The sequence below is a fragment of the Pseudomonas saxonica genome, from assembly GCF_007858365.1.
Taxonomy (GTDB): Bacteria; Pseudomonadota; Gammaproteobacteria; order Pseudomonadales; family Pseudomonadaceae; genus Aquipseudomonas; species Aquipseudomonas saxonica.
Map to the genome: position 1 here is coordinate 208623 of NZ_VFIO01000001.1, position 18191 is coordinate 226813.

The 18191-nt window shown below is 57.9% G+C and carries 19 protein-coding genes; all 19 read right to left on the reverse strand.

Going from position 1 to position 18191, the window contains the following annotated elements:
• Positions 1-25 precede the first annotated feature (25 nt).
• The 19 genes from FJD38_RS01155 to fliN all read right to left on the reverse strand — a co-directional run bounded on the left by FJD38_RS01155 (position 26) and on the right by fliN (position 18170).
• Positions 26-793 (reverse strand): CheW domain-containing protein, encoded by a 768-nt coding sequence (locus tag FJD38_RS01155; protein WP_146383698.1) that lies wholly within the window; start codon positions 791-793, stop codon positions 26-28.
• 84 nt (positions 794-877) lie between these two features.
• Positions 878-1666: a ParA family protein gene (locus FJD38_RS01160; RefSeq protein WP_122783000.1), complete on the reverse strand. Its 789-nt coding sequence runs from the start codon at positions 1664-1666 to the stop codon at positions 878-880.
• A gap of 41 nt (positions 1667-1707) precedes the next feature.
• Positions 1708-2598: a flagellar motor protein MotD gene (gene motD, locus FJD38_RS01165; protein ID WP_146383699.1), complete on the reverse strand. Its 891-nt coding sequence runs from the start codon at positions 2596-2598 to the stop codon at positions 1708-1710.
• A gap of 2 nt (positions 2599-2600) precedes the next feature.
• Entirely contained in the window at positions 2601-3341 is a 741-nt protein-coding gene (locus FJD38_RS01170) for a flagellar motor protein (RefSeq protein ID WP_122783002.1), read from the reverse strand.
• Entirely contained in the window at positions 3341-4471 is a 1131-nt protein-coding gene (locus FJD38_RS01175) for a protein-glutamate methylesterase/protein-glutamine glutaminase (protein WP_122783003.1), read from the reverse strand. Before FJD38_RS01175 ends, FJD38_RS01170 begins: the two co-directional genes overlap by 1 nt.
• Positions 4472-4517: 46 nt before the next feature.
• On the reverse strand, positions 4518-6683 hold the full coding sequence (locus FJD38_RS01180; RefSeq protein WP_122783004.1) for a chemotaxis protein CheA: 2166 nt from the start codon (positions 6681-6683) through the stop codon (positions 4518-4520).
• Between the two features lie 70 nt (positions 6684-6753).
• On the reverse strand, positions 6754-7542 hold the full coding sequence (locus tag FJD38_RS01185; RefSeq protein WP_122783005.1) for a protein phosphatase CheZ: 789 nt from the start codon (positions 7540-7542) through the stop codon (positions 6754-6756).
• 20 nt (positions 7543-7562) lie between these two features.
• On the reverse strand, positions 7563-7934 hold the full coding sequence (locus tag FJD38_RS01190) for a chemotaxis response regulator CheY (RefSeq protein ID WP_167654222.1): 372 nt from the start codon (positions 7932-7934) through the stop codon (positions 7563-7565).
• Between the two features lie 244 nt (positions 7935-8178).
• A complete protein-coding gene (fliA, locus tag FJD38_RS01195; protein ID WP_233609141.1) occupies positions 8179-8922 on the reverse strand; it encodes an RNA polymerase sigma factor FliA in 744 nt (247 codons plus the stop codon).
• Positions 8919-9749: a flagellar synthesis regulator FleN gene (gene fleN / locus FJD38_RS01200; RefSeq protein ID WP_122783007.1), complete on the reverse strand. Its 831-nt coding sequence runs from the start codon at positions 9747-9749 to the stop codon at positions 8919-8921. The genes fliA and fleN overlap by 4 nt, the downstream gene beginning before the upstream one ends.
• Before the next feature lie 116 nt (positions 9750-9865).
• On the reverse strand, positions 9866-11179 hold the full coding sequence (gene flhF / locus FJD38_RS01205) for a flagellar biosynthesis GTPase FlhF (protein ID WP_122783008.1): 1314 nt from the start codon (positions 11177-11179) through the stop codon (positions 9866-9868).
• An 11-nt stretch (positions 11180-11190) separates the two neighbouring features.
• Positions 11191-13320 (reverse strand): flagellar biosynthesis protein FlhA, encoded by a 2130-nt coding sequence (flhA, locus tag FJD38_RS01210; protein ID WP_122783059.1) that lies wholly within the window; start codon positions 13318-13320, stop codon positions 11191-11193.
• A 295-nt stretch (positions 13321-13615) separates the two neighbouring features.
• On the reverse strand, positions 13616-14185 hold the full coding sequence (locus FJD38_RS01215; protein WP_122783009.1) for a hypothetical protein: 570 nt from the start codon (positions 14183-14185) through the stop codon (positions 13616-13618).
• Between the two features lie 144 nt (positions 14186-14329).
• A complete protein-coding gene (flhB, locus tag FJD38_RS01220; protein WP_146383700.1) occupies positions 14330-15466 on the reverse strand; it encodes a flagellar biosynthesis protein FlhB in 1137 nt (378 codons plus the stop codon).
• The gene (gene fliR, locus FJD38_RS01225; RefSeq protein WP_122783011.1) at positions 15466-16248 is read right to left on the reverse strand and encodes a flagellar biosynthetic protein FliR; all 783 of its coding nucleotides are present in this window, start codon (positions 16246-16248) and stop codon (positions 15466-15468) included. The genes flhB and fliR overlap by 1 nt, the downstream gene beginning before the upstream one ends.
• Positions 16249-16518, reverse strand: coding sequence for a flagellar biosynthesis protein FliQ (gene fliQ, locus FJD38_RS01230; RefSeq protein WP_122783012.1), 270 nt, complete (start codon positions 16516-16518; stop codon positions 16249-16251).
• Positions 16519-16521: 3 nt separating this feature from the next.
• Positions 16522-17265: a flagellar type III secretion system pore protein FliP gene (gene fliP / locus FJD38_RS01235; RefSeq protein ID WP_122783013.1), complete on the reverse strand. Its 744-nt coding sequence runs from the start codon at positions 17263-17265 to the stop codon at positions 16522-16524.
• The gene (gene fliO / locus FJD38_RS01240) at positions 17265-17705 is read right to left on the reverse strand and encodes a flagellar biosynthetic protein FliO (protein WP_122783014.1); all 441 of its coding nucleotides are present in this window, start codon (positions 17703-17705) and stop codon (positions 17265-17267) included. Before fliO ends, fliP begins: the two co-directional genes overlap by 1 nt.
• Positions 17706-18170, reverse strand: coding sequence for a flagellar motor switch protein FliN (fliN, locus tag FJD38_RS01245; protein WP_122783015.1), 465 nt, complete (start codon positions 18168-18170; stop codon positions 17706-17708).
• Positions 18171-18191: the final 21 nt, after the last annotated feature.

Consider the following 18191-nt stretch of genomic DNA (forward strand, 5'->3'; position numbering starts at 1 on the left):
GTGATCACGGGCAGCGGAGATACATTTATCCCTTGCCCTGGGTAATCAATTCGGCCAACTGTTCAACGTCCAGCAGCGCGCACATGTGTTCAATCACCGTGCCGGCCAGCCAGGGGCGTTGTCCGCGCTGAGAGCGCCATTTGATCTGGTTAGGGTCCAGGCGCAACGAGCGGCTGACTTGATGCACGGCCAACCCCCATTCGTAGCCCTGAACCGAAATAACGTATTGCAAACCCTCGCGATAATCATCGCGATAGCGGTCGGGCATCACCCAGCGCGCCGTGTCCAGCACCTTGAGGTTGCCGCTCTGAATGGGCAACAGGCCCAAAAACCAGTCAGGCTGACCGAACAAGGGAGTCAATTCACGCCCTTCGAGCGAGTAGATCGACCCCAAACATACCAGCGGCACTGCCAACGTCAGGCCGGCCACGTCAAACAGCAAGCACTCGAAGGGTTCAGTGGCCCACGCAGGTCGGCCGTCTTCCAGTACCGGCAAAGGCGCCGCAACCGCGCGCGGACGGTGAGCCTCTACCAGCGGGTTGACGAAGGCTTCAGCGGCCACACCTACGCTCGCCAGCTCAACCGGCATCGCAGGGGCACGGGCATCGCGCACTTCTTCTTCGAGCATGGCGGCACGGAACTCATCCAGCTCCGCGCTTTGCGACTCGGTAACCGTGACGTGAGGCTCATCTTCGATGGGCGGCAACGCCTCGGTGGCATCAAACAACAAATCATCGAGATAAGACTGCAACGCCAATTGCGGACGAGTCGAAACGGCTATCGGTTGTGTCATAAGGTGACCCATTCAACGGCCTCATATCTGAGGCTTGTAGACGTTATCGGCTGCACGCAGCGGATACTTGAATACACCCCCACCTCACACCGCCTGCGGTGAAAGCTGTCGGGTCAGGACGTGTTTGAGCAGCGCCCGGTAAGCGATCACGCCACGGGTTTTGTCATCAAACTGTGACGGTGTCTGCCCGGCCCGGCTGGCATCGCGCAAGCGTGTATCAACCGGGATAAAGCCCTGCCACAAGGTGTCCGGGTAGAGGTCGCGCAACACCCGCAAGGTGCTGATCGACGCTTGTGTGCGGCGGTCAAACAAGGTTGGCACGATGCAGAAGGGCAATTCTTGCGGGCGTGAACGGTTGATCATGCTCAGGGTGTGGACCATGCGCTCCAACCCTTTGAGTGCCAGGTGTTCGGTCTGTACCGGAATCACCAACTGCTGGCTCGCCGCCAATGCATTGACCATCAGCACGCCCAGAATCGGCGGGCTGTCGATAATCGCGTAATCATAGTCCTGCCACACTTGCGCAAGGCTGCGCGCGATAACCAGCCCCAGACCGCTTTGACCCGGCGCTTGACGCTCCAGAGTGGCGAGTGCAGTGGTCGCTGGCAGCAAGGCGATATTGGCGTGGCTGGTGGGCAGCAGCAACTGCGCCGCCAACCCTTGCGGCACTTGCCCTTTGTGCAAGAACAAATCGTAGACGCTGTGTTCAAGGCCATCGGGGTCATAACCGAAGTAGCTGGTCATGGAACCGTGCGGGTCGAGATCGACCACCACAACGCGTTTACCCGCCTCGGCCAGCAAACCGGCCAGCGCTATGGATGTGGTCGTCTTGCCGACGCCACCTTTTTGATTGGCTACTGCCCAGACTCTCATTTAGTGGTTCCTCCCGGCTTCGTACATGCCGGCCGAAAATCTTATAAGGGCGACGACGGAGAATTGACGGTATCCCCACCAACCCGTGGCTTTGTTTGCTGCGGTGCAGTTTGTGTGCCAGCGCGCTTGAGCGCCGCATCAGCAGTAGCATTTGCGCTGCCCACGCCGGTCAGGCTGCGCCGCACTTCCAGGTTGCGCGACACCACCAGCACCACCCGACGGTTCATTGCGCGGCCTTGTGGGGTGGCGTTATTGGCCACTGGCTGAAATTCGCCGTAGCCCACCGAGGCCATGCGTGCGGGGCTGACACCTTGCATCGCCAGCATGCGTACGATGCTGGCCGAACGGGCTGAGGACAGCTCCCAGTTGGTCGGGTATTGCGACGTGCGAATCGGCTGGTTGTCAGTAAAACCTTCGACGTGAACCGGGTTATCGAAAGGTTTCAGGATCGCGGCCACTTTGTCGATGATGGTGAAGGCCATATCACTGGGCATGGCATCGCCGCTGCCAAATAACAAACTGGAGTTCAACTCGATTTCGACCCAGAGCTCATTTCCGCGCACCGTCAATTGATTGGAGGCGATCAAATCGCCAAACGCACGGCTGATGTCATCGGCAATGGTTTTGAGCGGGTCAGTCGGCATCTGACCGATGCCTGCATCGGTGTGCTCACTGTCTTTGATCAGCGGCTCGGCGGGGGTGGTGCTCAGCGGTCGCTCATCACCAATGGGAATAGGCTTCATGCTGCGCTCCGGGTCATTGAACACCCCCACCAGCGCCTGCGAGATCACCTTGTATTTGCCTTCATTGATCGACGAAATGGAGTACATGACGACAAAGAAAGCAAACAACAAGGTGATGAAATCCGCGTAGGACACCAGCCAGCGTTCGTGATTGACGTGCTCATCCTCGGAGCGGCGACGGCGACTCATGGTTAACCTACAAAGCCTTGCAGTTTAAGTTCGATGGAGCGCGGGTTTTCACCTTCGGCAATCGACAGAATGCCTTCGAGCAACATCTCGCGGTACAGCGACTGGCGCTGGGCAATGGCTTTAAGTTTACTGGCCACCGGCAACAGCACGAGGTTGGCACTGGCCACGCCATAAATGGTCGCCACAAAAGCCACGGCAATGCCGCTGCCCAATTGGGCCGGGTCAGCCAGGTTACCCATCACATGGATCAAGCCCATCACCGCACCGATGATGCCGATGGTGGGTGCATATCCACCCATGCTTTCAAAGACTTTGGCCGCCTCGACGTCGCGACTTTCCTGGGTCATGTAATCGACTTCCAGCACACTGCGAATGGCTTCGGGTTCTACCCCGTCGACCAGCAGTTGCAAGCCTTTACGCGAGTAACTGTCGGGCTCGGCATCCGCCACGCCTTCAAGGCCCAGCAGGCCTTCCTTGCGCGCCGTAAGACTCCAGTTGACGACCCGATCAATACCGCCGGCCATGTCGATGTGCGGCGGAAAGAGGATCCAGCGAACCGTTTGCATGGCCCGTTTGAACGCGCTCATGGGCGATTGCAACAGCGCCGCGCCCACCGTGCCACCCAATACAATCAAGGCTGCCGGGCCATTGGCTAAAGCGCCCAGATGGCCGCCTTCCAGGTAGTTGCCGCCGATGATGGCAACAAACGCCATGATGATGCCGATCAGGCTCAGTACATCCATCAGTGACAGGCCTCGATCAGGTTGCGACCAATATCGTCGAGGCTGTACACCGCATCCGCCAGATCGGCTTTGACGATAGCCATTGGCATGCCGTAGATCACGCAACTGGCTTCGTCCTGGGCCCATACCGCGCTGCCGCCCTGCTTGAGCAAACGCGCGCCTTCGCGGCCGTCCGCGCCCATGCCGGTCAGCACCACCGCCAACACCTTGTCACCGAAAGACTTGGCCGCCGAGCCAAACGTAATATCCACGCACGGCTTGTAGTTGAGGCGCTCGTCCCCGGGCAGGATGCGCACCGCACCGCGACCATCGATCATCATTTGTTTGCCTCCAGGCGCCAGCAACGCCAACCCCGGACGCAACATATCGCCGTCCTCGGCTTCCTTGACGCTGATGCGGCACAGTTTGTCGAGACGCTCTGCAAACGCTTTGGTAAACGCCGCCGGCATGTGTTGAACCAGCACAATGGGCGCCGGAAAGTTACCCGGCAATTGGGTCAGTACCCGCTGCAACGCCACTGGCCCACCTGTCGACGTGCCGATGGCCACCAACTTGTAGGCTTTGCGCTTGGGCGCGGCCGAGACCGGGGCAGTCGTGGAACGGCTGGCAATCGGTGTGGTGCGGGCCGGGGCAGCTGGCGCAGGCGGCGGCACAAAGCCGCCCAATGCCGGCTTGCTGGCTACCGGCGCAGGAGATGGCGCGGGCGCTGCACTGTAGCTGGACAGACGACGGTTGCTGCGCGAAATGCTGTGAACCTTTTCGCAGAGCATTTGTTTGACCTTCTCGGGATTACGCGAGATGTCTTCAAAATTTTTCGGCAGGAAATCCACCGCCCCGGCATCCAGCGCGTCGAGTGTCACGCGGGCGCCTTCGTGGGTCAGTGAAGAGAACATCAACACCGGGGTCGGGCAGCGCTGCATGATGTGGCGCACGGCCGTGATGCCATCCATCAACGGCATCTCGTAATCCATGGTGATCACGTCGGGTTTGAGGGCCAGCGCCTGATCAATGGCTTCCTTGCCATTGGTGGCCGTACCGATCACCTGAATAGTGGGATCAGCCGAGAGAATTTCCGAGACACGGCGGCGGAAAAAACCGGAATCATCCACCACCAGGACTTTGACTACCATAAACACTCCGTTAGGCGGCGCGAACGCACCGCCCACACCACTAGAATCAAATACGCCGCGAAGCGTAGTGCTTGAGCATGCTCGGCACATCGAGGATCAAGGCAATACGGCCATCACCGGTAATGGTGGCACCCGACATACCCGGCGTGCCCTGAAGCATCTTGCCCAATGGCTTGATGACCACCTCTTCCTGGCCAACCAGTTGATCGACCACAAAACCGATGCGCTGGGTGCCTACCGAGAGAATCACCACATGCCCTTCGCGTTGCTCTTCGTGAATCGCAGACGCCACCAGCCAGCGCTTGAGGTAGAACAGCGGCAGCGCCTTGTCACGCACAATCACCACTTCCTGACCATCGACCACATTGGTGTGCGACAGGTCGAGGTGGAAAATTTCGTTCACATTGACCAGCGGGAAGGCGAATGCCTGATTGCCCAGCATCACCATCAGTGTCGGCATGATGGCCAGCGTCAGTGGCACCTTGATGACGATTTTCGAGCCGCGACCCAAGGTCGATTCAATGCTCAAAGAGCCATTGAGCTGGGCGATCTTGGTTTTCACCACGTCCATGCCAACGCCGCGCCCGGACACGTCGCTGATCTCGGTTTTGGTCGAGAACCCGGGGGCAAAAATCAGGTTGTAACAATCGGACTCGCTGAGGCGGTCAGCGGCGTCCTTGTCCATCAAACCCTTCTTGACGGCAATTGCCCGCAGCACGTTGGCGTCCATCCCTTTGCCGTCATCAGAAATCGACAGCAGGATATGGTCACCCTCTTGCTCGGCAGACAGGATCACCCGGCCACAACGATTTTTGCCGGCAGCTTCGCGCTCTTCGGGGGTTTCGCAACCGTGGTCAACCGCGTTGCGCACCAAGTGAACCAACGGATCGGCCAGCGCCTCGACCAGGTTTTTGTCCAGATCGGTTTCTTCGCCCACCAGCTCCAGGCTGATTTCTTTTTTCAACTGACGAGCCAAGTCGCGAACCAGGCGCGGGAAGCGCCCGAAGACTTTTTTGATCGGCTGCATACGCGTCTTCATGACCGCGGTCTGCAAGTCTGCCGTGACCACATCGAGGTTGGAGACGGCCTTGGCCATTTCTTCATCGCTGCTGTTAAGGCCCAGTCGCACCAAACGGTTACGCACCAGCACCAGCTCGCCGACCATGTTCATGATGTCGTCAAGCCGCGCAGTGTCCACCCGTACGGTGGTCTCGGCCTCGTTGGCATGAGCCTTTTCCGGCTGGGCAGCCGGCGTGCGGGCCGGGGCTGAACGTGCCGGAGCCGCGTCGACCGGCTTGGCCGCGACGGGCGCTTGCGCACCATCGACTGCAGGGCTTGGGACTGAAAACTGGCCCTTGCCGTGCAGCTCATCCAGCAACGCTTCAAATTCGTGATCACTGATGTGATCGGGGTTGGCCGGTGCTTCCACGGCGCTCTGTGCGGGAGCTGTTACCACCGCGTCCAGCGCATCGGTATTGAACGAGCCTTTGCCATGCAATTGATCGAGCAAGGCTTCAAATTCGTCGTCAGTGATTTCATTGCTGGCAGGCGCAGTGGCTTCGACTGCGGGCTCTGACGCAACGCTGGTGACGGTATCGGGGGAGAACTGCCCTTTGCCATGCAGCTGATCGAGCAAAGACTCAAACTCGGCATCGCTGATTTCATCACTGGCGGGTGCTGGCGGGTTTACCGGCTGAGGTTCGGCGGCTGCCGCCTTGACCGCATTGAGCGAGTCGAGCAGCAACTCAAATTCGCTGTCGGTAATGTCGCCGGCAGTCTCTGCCTGCCTGGCCGGTTCAAGCGCAGCCACCGGCTGGCTTGTCGCAGGTTCAGCCAAACGCGCCAAAGCCGCCAGCAGTTCGGGCGTGGCAGCCGTGATCGGGCTGCGTTCACGAACCTCAGCAAACATGCCATTGACCGCATCGAGCGCTTCAAGGACTACGTCCATCAGCTCGGCGTCTACGCTTCGCTCACCCTTGCGCAGGATGTCGAATACGTTTTCGGCGATATGGCAGCACTCCACAAGCTCATTGAGTTGTAGAAAGCCGGCGCCCCCTTTTACAGTGTGAAAACCGCGAAAAATTGCATTGAGCAAGTCCGCATCATCCGGTCGGCTTTCCAGCTCAACCAGTTGTTCGGACAACAGCTCTAGAATCTCGCCGGCTTCAACCAGGAAATCCTGAAGGATTTCTTCATCGGCGCCGAAGCTCATGTACGTGCTCCTTGAAATAGGGCCTTTGGATGCCGCCGCACAGAACCGTACAGGGGCATTTACTCGGTGCCTAGAAACCTAAACTGGACAATAAATCGTCAACATCATCCTGGCCGGACACGACATCTTCACGTTTATCGGCATGAATCTGCGGACCTTCACCCTTGGTCAGGTTTTTTTGCGAATTATTTTCAGCACGCAGTGCCTCGCGGTCGTGTTCGATGCCGGCAAAGCGATCAACCTGGCTGGCCATCAACACCAGCTTGAGCAAATTACTTTCAACGTCGGTGACCAATTGCGTCACCCGCTTGATCACCTGACCCGTGAGGTCCTGATAATCCTGGGCCATCAAAATATCAGTGAGGTTGGCTGATACCTGGGTGCTCTCAATGTCACTGCGCGTCAAAAAACTGTCTACGCGACGCGCCAGCTCACGAAACTCTTCGGCACCGACTTCGCGACGCATAAAGCGCCCCCAATCGGCACTCAACGCCTTGGCATCCGTGCCCAAGGCATTGACCAGCGGTGTACTGCTTTCGACCAAATCCATCGTCCGATTGGCCGCCGCTTCCGTCAGCTTCACAACATAAGCCAAACGATCGGCGGCATCGGTGATCTGTGACACTTCTTCGGCACGCGGCATGCCAGGATCTATTTGAAAGTTGACGATGGAGCTGTGCAACTCGCGGGTCAGCTTGCCGACTTCCTGGTACAGACCGCGGTCGCGGGTCTGGTTCAGTTCATGAATCAACTGCACTGCCTCGCCGAACTGCCCTTTTTCAAGGCTTTCGACCAATTCGCGCGCATGTTTTTTCAGGGTCGATTCAAACTCGCCCTGAGTCGCTTCTTTATGCTCCATTGCGCCCCCCTTCCAGCCGATCAACCGATGCGTTCAAAGATTTTTTCGATCTTGTCTTTGAGCGCCTGAGCCGTGAACGGCTTGACCACGTAGCCGTTAACCCCGGCTTGGGCCGCTTCGATGATTTGCTCGCGCTTAGCCTCGGCCGTCACCATGAGGACAGGCAAATGTTTGAGCTTTTCGTCGGCTCGCACCTGACGCAGCAAATCGATACCGCTCATGCCCGGCATGTTCCAGTCGGTCACCAGAAAGTCGATGCTGCCCAACCTGAGGATCGGCAACGCGGTATTGCCGTCATCCGCCTCGACCGTGTTCGTGAACCCGAGGTCACGCAACAGGTTTTTAATGATCCGGCGCATCGTTGAAAAGTCATCAACGATAAGGATCTTCATGTTCTTGTCCAATACGGCCTCCAAGCGGTCTTTGCCGCGCCCACACTCTGAGCGCGCCATTCAATCAATTCGGTAATTATCAAAAGCCCGTTAATTTCGTAGCAGTTGCCGCAGGCGACGTTCGGCGGCAAAGCCGTCGTCAATGCAGCGACTGCGGTGTATCTGACACACCACGGGCTCTGGATTGACGATCGCTGCGCAATCGAACGCAGCCTGCGGCAGCTGCTACGAATGAATCAGTGTTTCAATGTGCGCGCCACTGGCCCAGACGGGCGCGCAAACGCGCGGCGCACTGGCTGTGCAACTGGCTGACCCGCGATTCGCTGACCCCCAGCACTTCGCCGATTTCCTTGAGGTTCAACTCCTCGTCGTAATACAGCGCCAGCACCAGACGTTCGCGCTCCGGCAACAGGCTGATGGCCTCGGCCAACGCCACCTGAAAGCGCTCGTCTTCCAGATCCCGCGAAGGTTCAAGGTGCGCGCTGGCGCCATCTTCATGCAGCCCTTCGTGCTCGCCGTCCTGCAACAGATCATCGAAGCTGAACAAGCGGCTGCCCAGGGTGTCATTCAAAATGGCGTAATAATCATCCAGGCTTAACTGGAGTTCGGCCGCAACCTCATGATCTTTAGCGTCACACCCGGTTTTTGCTTCAATAACGCGAATTGCGTCACTGACCATGCGCGTATTGCGGTGCACCGAGCGTGGCGCCCAGTCGCCCTTGCGCACTTCATCGAGCATGGCGCCGCGAATGCGAATGCCCGCGTACGTCTCAAAACTCGCACCTTTGGTTGCGTCGTACTTGGTCGACACTTCAAGCAGACCGATCATCCCGGCCTGGATCAAATCATCCACCTGCACGCTGGCGGGCAAGCGCGCCAGCAGGTGATAGGCAATACGCTTGACCAACGGTGCGTAGCGCTCGATCAGTTCGTACTGATTGTCGCGCGACGCCTTGCTGTACATGCGATAGCCGCTCGCGGTCATCAATGCCGTCCTCCACCTGCTTGCTGCACAAGACGCTCGACAAAAAATTCGAGATGGCCTCGGGGATTGGCCGGTAACGGCCACGTGTCGACTTTTTGCGCGATGGCCTTGAAGGCCAGCGAGCATTTGGAACGCGGAAATGCTTCATACACGGCGCGCTGTTTTTGCACCGCCTTGCGTACGCATTCGTCATAGGGGATGGCGCCCACGTATTGCAGGGCAACGTCAAGAAAGCGGTCCGTGACCTTGGTCAGCTTGGCAAACAGGTTGCGGCCTTCCTGAGGGCTTTGCGCCATATTGGCCAATACGCGGAAGCGGTTCATGCCGTAATCGCGGTTCAGCAACTTGATCAGCGCGTAGGCATCCGTGATCGACGTGGGCTCATCGCAGACCACCAGCAACACCTCTTGGGCGGCTCGAACAAAACTCACGACCGAATCACCGATGCCGGCTGCGGTATCGATCACCAGCACATCGAGGTTGTCACTGAGGTCACTGAACGCCTGAATCAGACCCGCATGCTGCGCCGGACTCAGGTTGACCATGCTCTGAGTGCCAGAAGCGGCCGGTACGATACGTATGCCGCCGGGGCCTGTCAGCAGGACATCGCGCAGCTCACAACGGCCCTCGACCACATCGGCCAGGGTGTATTTGGGGGTCAGCCCCAGCAGGACATCAACGTTAGCCAACCCAAGATCAGCGTCCATCAACATCACACGCCGACCCAGTTCGGCCAACGCGATGGACAAATTCACTGACACGTTAGTTTTACCGACGCCACCTTTGCCGCCGGTCACTGCGATCACCTGTACGGGATGCATGCTGCCCATGATCTTTCTTACCTTGTCTTTCTTAGACGCGGCTACAACGGCTGGCTGCGTGTGCCCGTAGGCACCACACCTTGCAAACCATCGGTGTAGGTACATTGCAACTCATATCGACTCGCTTAACCGACCCGCTCGGGGGGGCTGGTATAGATATCAGCGAACATATCGGCCATGGCCTCCTCGCTGGGATCTTCCTGCATTTGCACACTGACTGCACGACTCACCAACTGATGACGACGCGGCAGATGCAGGTCGTCGGGGATACGCGGGCCGTCAGTCAGATACGCCACCGGCAAATCGTTGCTGATTGCCAGGCTCAGCACTTCGCCCAAACAGGCCGTTTCATCGAGTTTAGTCAGAATGCAACCGGCCAGCCCGCAGCGTTTATAGCTGAGGTAGGCGGCCTGCAACACCTGCTTCTGACTGGTGGTGGCCAGCACCAGGTAATTACGTGCCTTGATCCCGCGTCCCGCCAGGCTTTCCAGTTGCAGACGCAGCGCCGGGTCACTGGCTTGCAGGCCTGCAGTGTCAATCAACACCACGCGCTTGCGCACCAAGGGCTCGAGCGTCTGACCCAACGACTGGCCCGGCGCTACGTGAGTTACCGGAACATTGAGAATTCGGCCCAGGGTCTTGAGTTGCTCCTGAGCGCCAATACGAAAGCTATCCATGCTCACCAATGCGATGTGTTGCGCGCCGTACTTGAGTACATATCGCGCCGCCAGCTTAGCCAGCGTTGTGGTTTTACCCATACCAGCCGGGCCGACCATAGCAATCACGCCGCCTTCTTCAAGCGGCTCGATTTCCGGGGTCGTAATCATCCTCGCCAGATGCGCCAACAGCATGCGCCAGGCCTGACGTGGCTCTTCAATTTCGGCAACTTGCGCCAATAGATCACGGGACAACGGCCCCGACAAACCAATACGTTGCAACCGGCGCCACAAATTTGCTTGCGCAGGCTTGGCACCTTGCAACTGATTCCAGGCCAGCGAGCCCAGTTGCACTTCGAGTAATTCACGCAGGCCATTGAGCTCTGAACGCATGCTGTCAAAGACACGACGGTCAATGCCGGTCGAAGGCGTCGCAGCCGGACGCGGCGGCTCTTCGAGCGTCGGCTCAATCAACGGCTCGGCAGCCGTCAAGGGCAAGCCGGCAAACAGCTGGCGGTTTACATCACCGTCGCCTTCGCTGCGCAGGCTTAGCTCGGCCTGCGCCGAGACTATTTTGGACTGGGTTTTGCGCAGCTCTTCTTCAAGCTCTACGTTCGGCACGCGGGGGGCCAAGGCAGACAGCTTGTAATCCAGCGCTGCGGTCAACTCAACGCCGCCGGCAATGCGGCGATTGCCAATAATGGCGGCATCAGCGCCTAACTCATCACGAATCAGCTTCATGGCCTGACGCATATCGGCGGCGAAAAATCGCTTCACTTGCATAAATCAAACCCTCAGCCGTTCGGGCCTACTGTCGCAACAATCGTGACTTGCTTGTTATCCGGGATTTCCTGGTACGCCAGCACATGCAGGTTAGGTACCGCCAAACGGCCAAACCGCGAAAGCATTGCGCGTACCGGGCCTGCCACCAGCAAGATCACCGGGTTGCCTTGCATTTCCTGACGCTGAGCCGCGTCAATCAATGAGCGCTGTAGCTTTTCAGCCATGCTCGGTTCCAGCAAAACGCCCTCTTCCTGGCCTTGTCCGGCCTTTTGCAAACTATTGAGCAATATTTGTTCCAACCTGGGTTCCAGGGTGATCACAGGCAGCTCGGACTCAACGCCTACAATGCTTTGCACGATAGCGCGGGACAACCCGACACGCACGGCGGCCACCAAAGCGGCAGTATCTTGACTCTTGTGAGCGTTGTTGGCGACGGCTTCGGCAATGCTGCGAATATCGCGCACGGGCACCTGCTCGGCCAGCAGCGCCTGCAACACTTTGAGCAGCTGTGAGAGGCTCAATACGCCCGGTACCAGTTCCTCTGCCAATTTGGGCGAAGACTTGGCCAGCAACTGCATCAATTGCTGCACTTCCTCATGACCGATCAGCTCATGGGAGTGCTTGTACAGAATCTGGTTCAAATGGGTGGCCACGACCGTGCTGGCGTCAACCACGGTGTAACCCAGCGACTGGGCCTGATTGCGCTGGCTGACCTCGATCCACACCGCTTCGAGGCCAAAGGCCGGGTCTTGGGTGGTGATGCCGTTGAGCGTGCCAAACACCTGCCCCGGGTTGATTGCCATTTCTCGATCCGGGTAAATCTCGGCCTCGGCCAGAATCACGCCCATCAAGGTCAAGCGGTAGGCGCTGGGGGCCAGATCAAGGTTGTCGCGAATGTGCACGGTGGGCATCAGAAAGCCCAGATCCTGAGAAAGCTTCTTGCGCACGCCCTTGATCCGCGCCAGCAATTGACCACCCTGATTGCGGTCCACCAACGGAATAAGTCGATAACCCACTTCAAGGCCAATCATGTCGATAGGCGTGACGTCATCCCAACCCAGCTCTTTGGTCTCTTGGGCACGGGCCGGGGACGGCAGCAGGTCTTGTTGCAACTTCACTTCCTGCAAGGCTTGAGTTTTGGCTGCGTTTTGCTTCTTCCACATCAAATACGCCACGCCACCGGCGACGGCCGCCAGGCTCAGAAAGGAGAAGTGCGGCATGCCCGGCACGATACCCATGACCGCCATCAAGCCCGCCGACACCGCCAATGCTTTGGGCGAGGCAAACATCTGCCGGTTGATCTGCTTGCCCATGTCTTCGGAGCCGGAGGCACGGGTAACCATAATCGCCGCAGCGGTGGACAGCAGCAACGAAGGCAGCTGCGCCACCAAACCGTCACCGATGGTCAGCAAGGCGTAAACCTTGCCGGCGTCGGTAAAGGTCATGCCGTGCTGAAAGATACCCACGGCTATGCCGCCGATCAGGTTAATAAACAGGATCAACAGACCGGCGATGGCATCACCGCGCACGAATTTACTGGCGCCGTCCATCGAGCCGTAAAACTCGGCCTCCTGGGCGACTTCCTGACGACGCAGCTTGGCTTGATTCTGATCGATCAGGCCCGCGTTGAGGTCAGCATCAATGGCCATTTGCTTACCGGGCATGGCGTCGAGGGTGAAGCGTGCGCTCACCTCGGAAATGCGCCCGGCACCTTTGGTCACAACCACAAAGTTGATGATCATCAAAATGGCGAAGACCACGATACCAACGACATAATTGCCGCCGATCACCACCTCGCCAAAGGCCTGAATCACCTTGCCGGCCGCGGCATGGCCGTCCTGACCGTGGAGCATGACCACTCGGGTGGAAGCCACGTTGAGTGCCAGGCGCATCAACGTCGCGACCAGCAAAATAGTGGGGAATACCGCGAAATCCAACGGGCGCAGCGCGTAGACGCAGACCAGCAGCACAACGATGGAGAGGGCAATGTTGAAGGTAAAAAACACATCGAGGAGAAAAGGCGGAATCGGCAACATCATCATTGCCAGCATCACCAACAGCAGCAACGGCACGCCCAACTGCCCTTGCCCCAAACCGGCCAGGCCATTACGGGCTGTGTTGATTAACTGAGAGCGATCCAATGACATTGCAACAAACCTTTAGCAAACTTTTGACGCTGAATGCGCCGTAAAGCCTGCCTTTGCAAGAAGCCTTCCAACTTTGGCCAATTGCCACATCAGAATCAAAAGCTACCCTCACCCTAACCCTCTCCCAGAGGGAGAGGGGACTAGGTTGTTGGCGTTGCGGATATCCTCTTTTAGCCCCCCTCTACCTCTGCCTCTGCGAGAAAGGGCTTGATGGGTGGCGTTGCGCACATCTGCTTTTAGTCCCCTCTCCCTCTGGGAGAGGGCTAGGGTGAGGGTATGGGACCCGCCATCAATTCCAGCGCCATTCACCCAAATCAATCACCAGACACGCACTGCTGTTGGCGCCAAACACCACGTCAATCTTGCGATTTGGCTCGTAACGCTCGCTACCATGCCCACCAATCAAGATGTCGCCACAACGACCATCACGGGTTCGCGGACGATCTTTCCAGACCGGTACGCTGTCCAACTGCAACTGACGCACCAGGTTGCACAGGATAAAACTGCGCACACAACGCCCATTGATGCCTTCAAAGCTCAGAGATTTGCGCAAAAATTGCAGGATGCTGTCACGTTCCTTGAAACACCGATCCATGATCGCGGAGTAATACTCCTCACTGCCCCACCCTTGCGGAGCTGTGGGCAAAGAAATGACTGCCAGCAAGTTGGAGCCTTCGGTGCTAAACCCGACGATGCGTTGATCCGATAATTGATCAATCCAGAAAATCGCAAAAGTACCCTCCAGCGCAGGGAACTTGGGGAATAACCCATCCAGATCCACATGGGCCGTGGCAAAAGAATCACTCAACGCATAAGTGCGTACAGCACCATCAGGAATCAGGGTTAACTCGATCGACATCGCGCCTCTCCTTGCCTGCACACGAATTAATATGACACCTGCCGTTTCAAGTTAAGCAGATTTGCACGAAGCCTCTACTGACAAAAATGACAGTGAATCGGTCAATCCTGACAGCACCCCGAGAATCGCATGTTGAGACTTCGGTTATTCATCGCGACGTAAATCCGGCGGAATCGGCAAATCGTCAAGGGGATCAGGCCGCTTGCCCTTCCCAGCCTGGTGTTGGCGAATCTGGTACACGTACGCCAGCACCTGCGCCACGGCCAGGTACAACCCCGCCGGAATTTCCTGCTCGAGCTCGGTGGAGTAATAGATTGACCGCGCCAATGCAGGCGATTCCAGCAGCAAAATGTTGTGCTTGGCGCCGATCTCACGAATTTTCAATGCCAGAAAATCACTGCCCTTGGCCAGCAACATCGGCGCCCCACCCTTCTCCGGGTCGTATTTGAGCGCCACCGCGTAATGGGTCGGGTTGGTAATGATCACATCAGCGTCCGGAATGGCCGACATCATGCGTCGCTGGGACATCTCCCTTTGCAACTGGCGAATGCGCTGCTTGACCTCAGGACGACCCTCCTGATCCTTGTGCTCGTCGCGCACTTCCTGCTTGGTCATCAGCAGCTTCTTGTGGCTTTCCCACAACTGCACCGGCACGTCCACCGCTGCGATCAGGATCAACCCGCAAGCCATCCACAAAGCGCTCCAGGCCACCACCTGCAGACTGTGAATCACCGCCTGCTCAAGGGGTTCCTGAGCGATACGCAACAAGTCGTCAATATCGGACTTCAAGACCAGCAACGCGACAATCAGGATGATAAAAAACTTGGCCAAGGCTTTGAGCAACTCGACCAGCGCCTTGGCCGAGAACATGCGCTTGAGCCCAGCGGCAGGGTTCATGCGGCTGAATTTTGGCGCCATGCTGCCTGCTGCAAACAACCACCCGCCCAGTGCGATAGGCCCCACCAGCGCGGCGATCAACAAGGTGATCAATACCGGCTGCACGGCGAGCAAGGCGACTTTGCCGGAGTGCAGTAAAAACGCGCCCATCGAGTCGGTGTTAAGCAGGGTCTCGCGGCTGATGCTGAAGTTGTAACGCATCAACTCCATCATGTCCTGGGCCAACGCGCCGCCAAAAATCAGCAAGCCTATAGAGCCGGCCAGCATGATGGCCAAGGTGTTGAGCTCTTTGGAGCGCGCGATTTCACCCTTTTCCCTGGAGTCCTTTTTTCGCTTCTCCGTGGGGTCTTCTGTTTTATCGGCACCACTTTCGCTTTCTGCCACTATTTGGCCCTCGCCAGTTCGCGAAGAAACTGCAACGCCTCAGAGGCCAGCGGCTGATACTGGTTGAGGATGTCAGCCATGCTGATCCACAGAATCACCATGCCCAACACCAGCGTCAGCGGAAAGCCGATGGCGAAGATGTTCAGTTGCGGCGCAGCGCGGGTCATCACACCAAAGGCAATATTGACCACCAGCAAAGCGGTGATCGCCGGCAACACCAGCAACAAGGCTGCGCCCAACACCCAACCGAGCTTGTTGGCGATTTCCCAATAGTGATTGGTCAGCAGCCCGCCACCCACCGGCAAGGTAGTGAAGCTTTCGGTGAGCACCTCAAACACCACTAAATGTCCGTTCATGGACAAAAACAACAACGTCACCAGCATGGTGAAAAACTGCCCGATGACCGCCACGTTGACGCCGTTGGCCGGGTCGACCATCGAGGCAAAGCCCATGCCCATCTGGATCGCGACAATCTGCCCAGCCACTACAAACGCCTGAAAGAACAGTTGCAGCGAGAAACCCAGCAAGGCACCGATCACGATTTGTTCGGCGATCAGCATCATGCCGCTCAGGTCCAGCGGGTTGACGGTGGGCAGCGGCGGCAAGCTGGGCATGATCGCCAGGGTGATTGCCAGCGACAGAAACAGCTTGATGCGCTTGGGCACCAGGGTCGTGCCAATGATCGGCATAGTCGTCAGCAAAGCACCCACCCGGAACAGCGGCAGCATAAAGCTGGCGACCCAAGTACTGATCTGCGCGTCTGTCAGGGCGAGCAGTGACATTTAGCCGATCAACTGCGGGATGCTGCCGTACAACTGCAGGATGTATTCCATAAAGGTTTGCACCAGCCACGGTCCGGCCACGATCAAGGTCACCAGCATGACCAACAGGCGCGGCAGAAAGCTCAGGGTTTGTTCGTTGATTTGGGTGGCCGCCTGAAACATTGCCACCAGCAGCCCCACCAGCAAACTGGGGATAACCAGCACCGCGACCATCATCGTGGTCAGCCACAGCGCGCTGCGAAACAGATCAACCGCAACTTCCGGCGTCATGCGCTATACCCCGCCAAAACTGCTGGCCAAGGTGCCAATAATCAGCGCCCAGCCATCGACCAGTACAAACAACATGATTTTGAACGGCAGCGAGATAATCAACGGCGAGAGCATCATCATGCCCATGGCCATCAACACACTGGCCACCACCAGATCGATGATCAGGAACGGGATGAAAATCATAAAGCCGATCTGGAACGCGGTCTTCAGCTCAGACGTTACAAAGGCCGGCACCAGAATGGTCAAGGGCGCAGCATCGGGCGTGGCAATGTCAGTACGCTTGGACAGGCGCATAAACAAGTCGAGATCGCTGGTACGGGTCTGCGCCAGCATAAAGTCCTTGATCGGACCTTCAGCCTTGAGAATAGCGTCCTGCGCGGACAGTTTTTCAGCGAGATAGGGCTGCAGGGCGTCGTTGTTCACCTTGTCGAACACGGGCGCCATGATAAACATCGTCAGGAACAGTGCCATGCCGGTGAGGATCTGGTTCGAGGGGGTTTGTTGCAAACCCAGCGCCTGACGCAGGATCGAGAACACGATGATGATCCGGGTAAAGCTGGTCATCAGCATGACGAACGCCGGAATAAAGCTCAGCGCGGTCATGATCAACAGAATTTGCAGGCTGACCGAGTATTCCTGCTGACCGTTGGCACCGGTGCCCAGCGTGATGGCCGGGATGGACAGCGGATCAGCCCCCCACGCCAACGGTGCAAGCAACGCTAAAAACAGCGCGACAACTAAACGCATTACGGCTTGTCCTTTTGCTGACCCAGTACTTCCATCAAGCGTTTGGCAAATTCGGGGGTAGCCTTTTGTGCAGCGTCCGGCACGTGTACGGGCTCTTTAAGCACATGCAAGGGCGTAATGCGCCCCGGCGTCAGACCCAGCAGAATCTGTTCGTCGCCTACCTGTACGAGCACCAGGCGGTCACGCGCACCCAGCGCCCTTGAGCTGATCAGTTCTATGACCTGCCCCTGCCGTGAACCGGTGTTCTGCACCCGCCGCAGCAACCAGGCCAAGGCAAAAATCAGCCCCAGCACCAGCAACAAGCCCATGACCAACTGCATCAGTTGGCCACCCACGCCTGCACTCACCACAGGCGCCGCCGTGGCCGCTGCGCTGATCACCGGCTCTGCTGCCAGCGCGCCGAGAGGCAGCGCCAATAAACCGCCGAGAAGTCGCTTCACTTAGCGCAGCTTCTTGATGCGTTCGCTTGGGCTGATCACGTCGGTCAGACGGATACCAAACTTTTCGTTGACCACCACCACTTCGCCGTGAGCGATCAGGGTGCCGTTAACCAGCACATCCAGCGGCTCGCCGGCCAGACGATCCAGTTCGATCACCGACCCCTGGTTGAGTTGCAGCAGGTTGCGGATGTTGATCTCAGTGCTGCCCACTTCCATGGAAATAGACACCGGAATGTCCAGAATCACATCCAGATTGGGGCCATCCAGCGTCACCGGATCGTTATTGCGCGGCACGCTCCCGAACTCTTCCATGGCGAGGCGATTGGACACCGGTTTGCTGGCTGCATCGGCCGCCAGCAGCGCATCAATGTCGGCCTGACCGACATCGCCGGTTTCCTCCAGCGCTGCCGCCCATTCATCAGCCAGCGCCTGGTCTGCAGCGGTTGTATCGTGTTCGTTAGCCATGGGTGTCCTCGGCGAGCAGTC

Coding starts and splice junctions, on each gene's coding strand:
- FJD38_RS01170 (WP_122783002.1), bottom strand. CDS start 3,341: ATGGATGTACTGAGCCTGATCGGCATCATCATGGCGTTTGTTGCCATC.
- FJD38_RS01185 (WP_122783005.1), bottom strand. CDS start 7,542: ATGGAGCATAAAGAAGCGACTCAGGGCGAGTTTGAATCGACCCTGAAA.
- fliR (WP_122783011.1), bottom strand. CDS start 16,248: ATGTCACTGCTCGCCCTGACAGACGCGCAGATCAGTACTTGGGTCGCC.
- FJD38_RS01155 (WP_146383698.1), bottom strand. CDS start 793: ATGACACAACCGATAGCCGTTTCGACTCGTCCGCAATTGGCGTTGCAG.
- FJD38_RS01215 (WP_122783009.1), bottom strand. CDS start 14,185: ATGTCGATCGAGTTAACCCTGATTCCTGATGGTGCTGTACGCACTTAT.
- FJD38_RS01180 (WP_122783004.1), bottom strand. CDS start 6,683: ATGAGCTTCGGCGCCGATGAAGAAATCCTTCAGGATTTCCTGGTTGAA.
- FJD38_RS01160 (WP_122783000.1), bottom strand. CDS start 1,666: ATGAGAGTCTGGGCAGTAGCCAATCAAAAAGGTGGCGTCGGCAAGACG.
- fliP (WP_122783013.1), bottom strand. CDS start 17,265: ATGCGTTTAGTTGTCGCGCTGTTTTTAGCGTTGCTTGCACCGTTGGCG.
- flhF (WP_122783008.1), bottom strand. CDS start 11,179: ATGCAAGTGAAGCGATTTTTCGCCGCCGATATGCGTCAGGCCATGAAG.
- fleN (WP_122783007.1), bottom strand. CDS start 9,749: ATGGGCAGCATGCATCCCGTACAGGTGATCGCAGTGACCGGCGGCAAA.
- fliQ (WP_122783012.1), bottom strand. CDS start 16,518: ATGACGCCGGAAGTTGCGGTTGATCTGTTTCGCAGCGCGCTGTGGCTG.
- FJD38_RS01175 (WP_122783003.1), bottom strand. CDS start 4,471: ATGGTAGTCAAAGTCCTGGTGGTGGATGATTCCGGTTTTTTCCGCCGC.
- motD (WP_146383699.1), bottom strand. CDS start 2,598: ATGAGTCGCCGTCGCCGCTCCGAGGATGAGCACGTCAATCACGAACGC.
- FJD38_RS01190 (WP_167654222.1), bottom strand. CDS start 7,934: ATGAAGATCCTTATCGTTGATGACTTTTCAACGATGCGCCGGATCATT.
- fliN (WP_122783015.1), bottom strand. CDS start 18,170: ATGGCTAACGAACACGATACAACCGCTGCAGACCAGGCGCTGGCTGAT.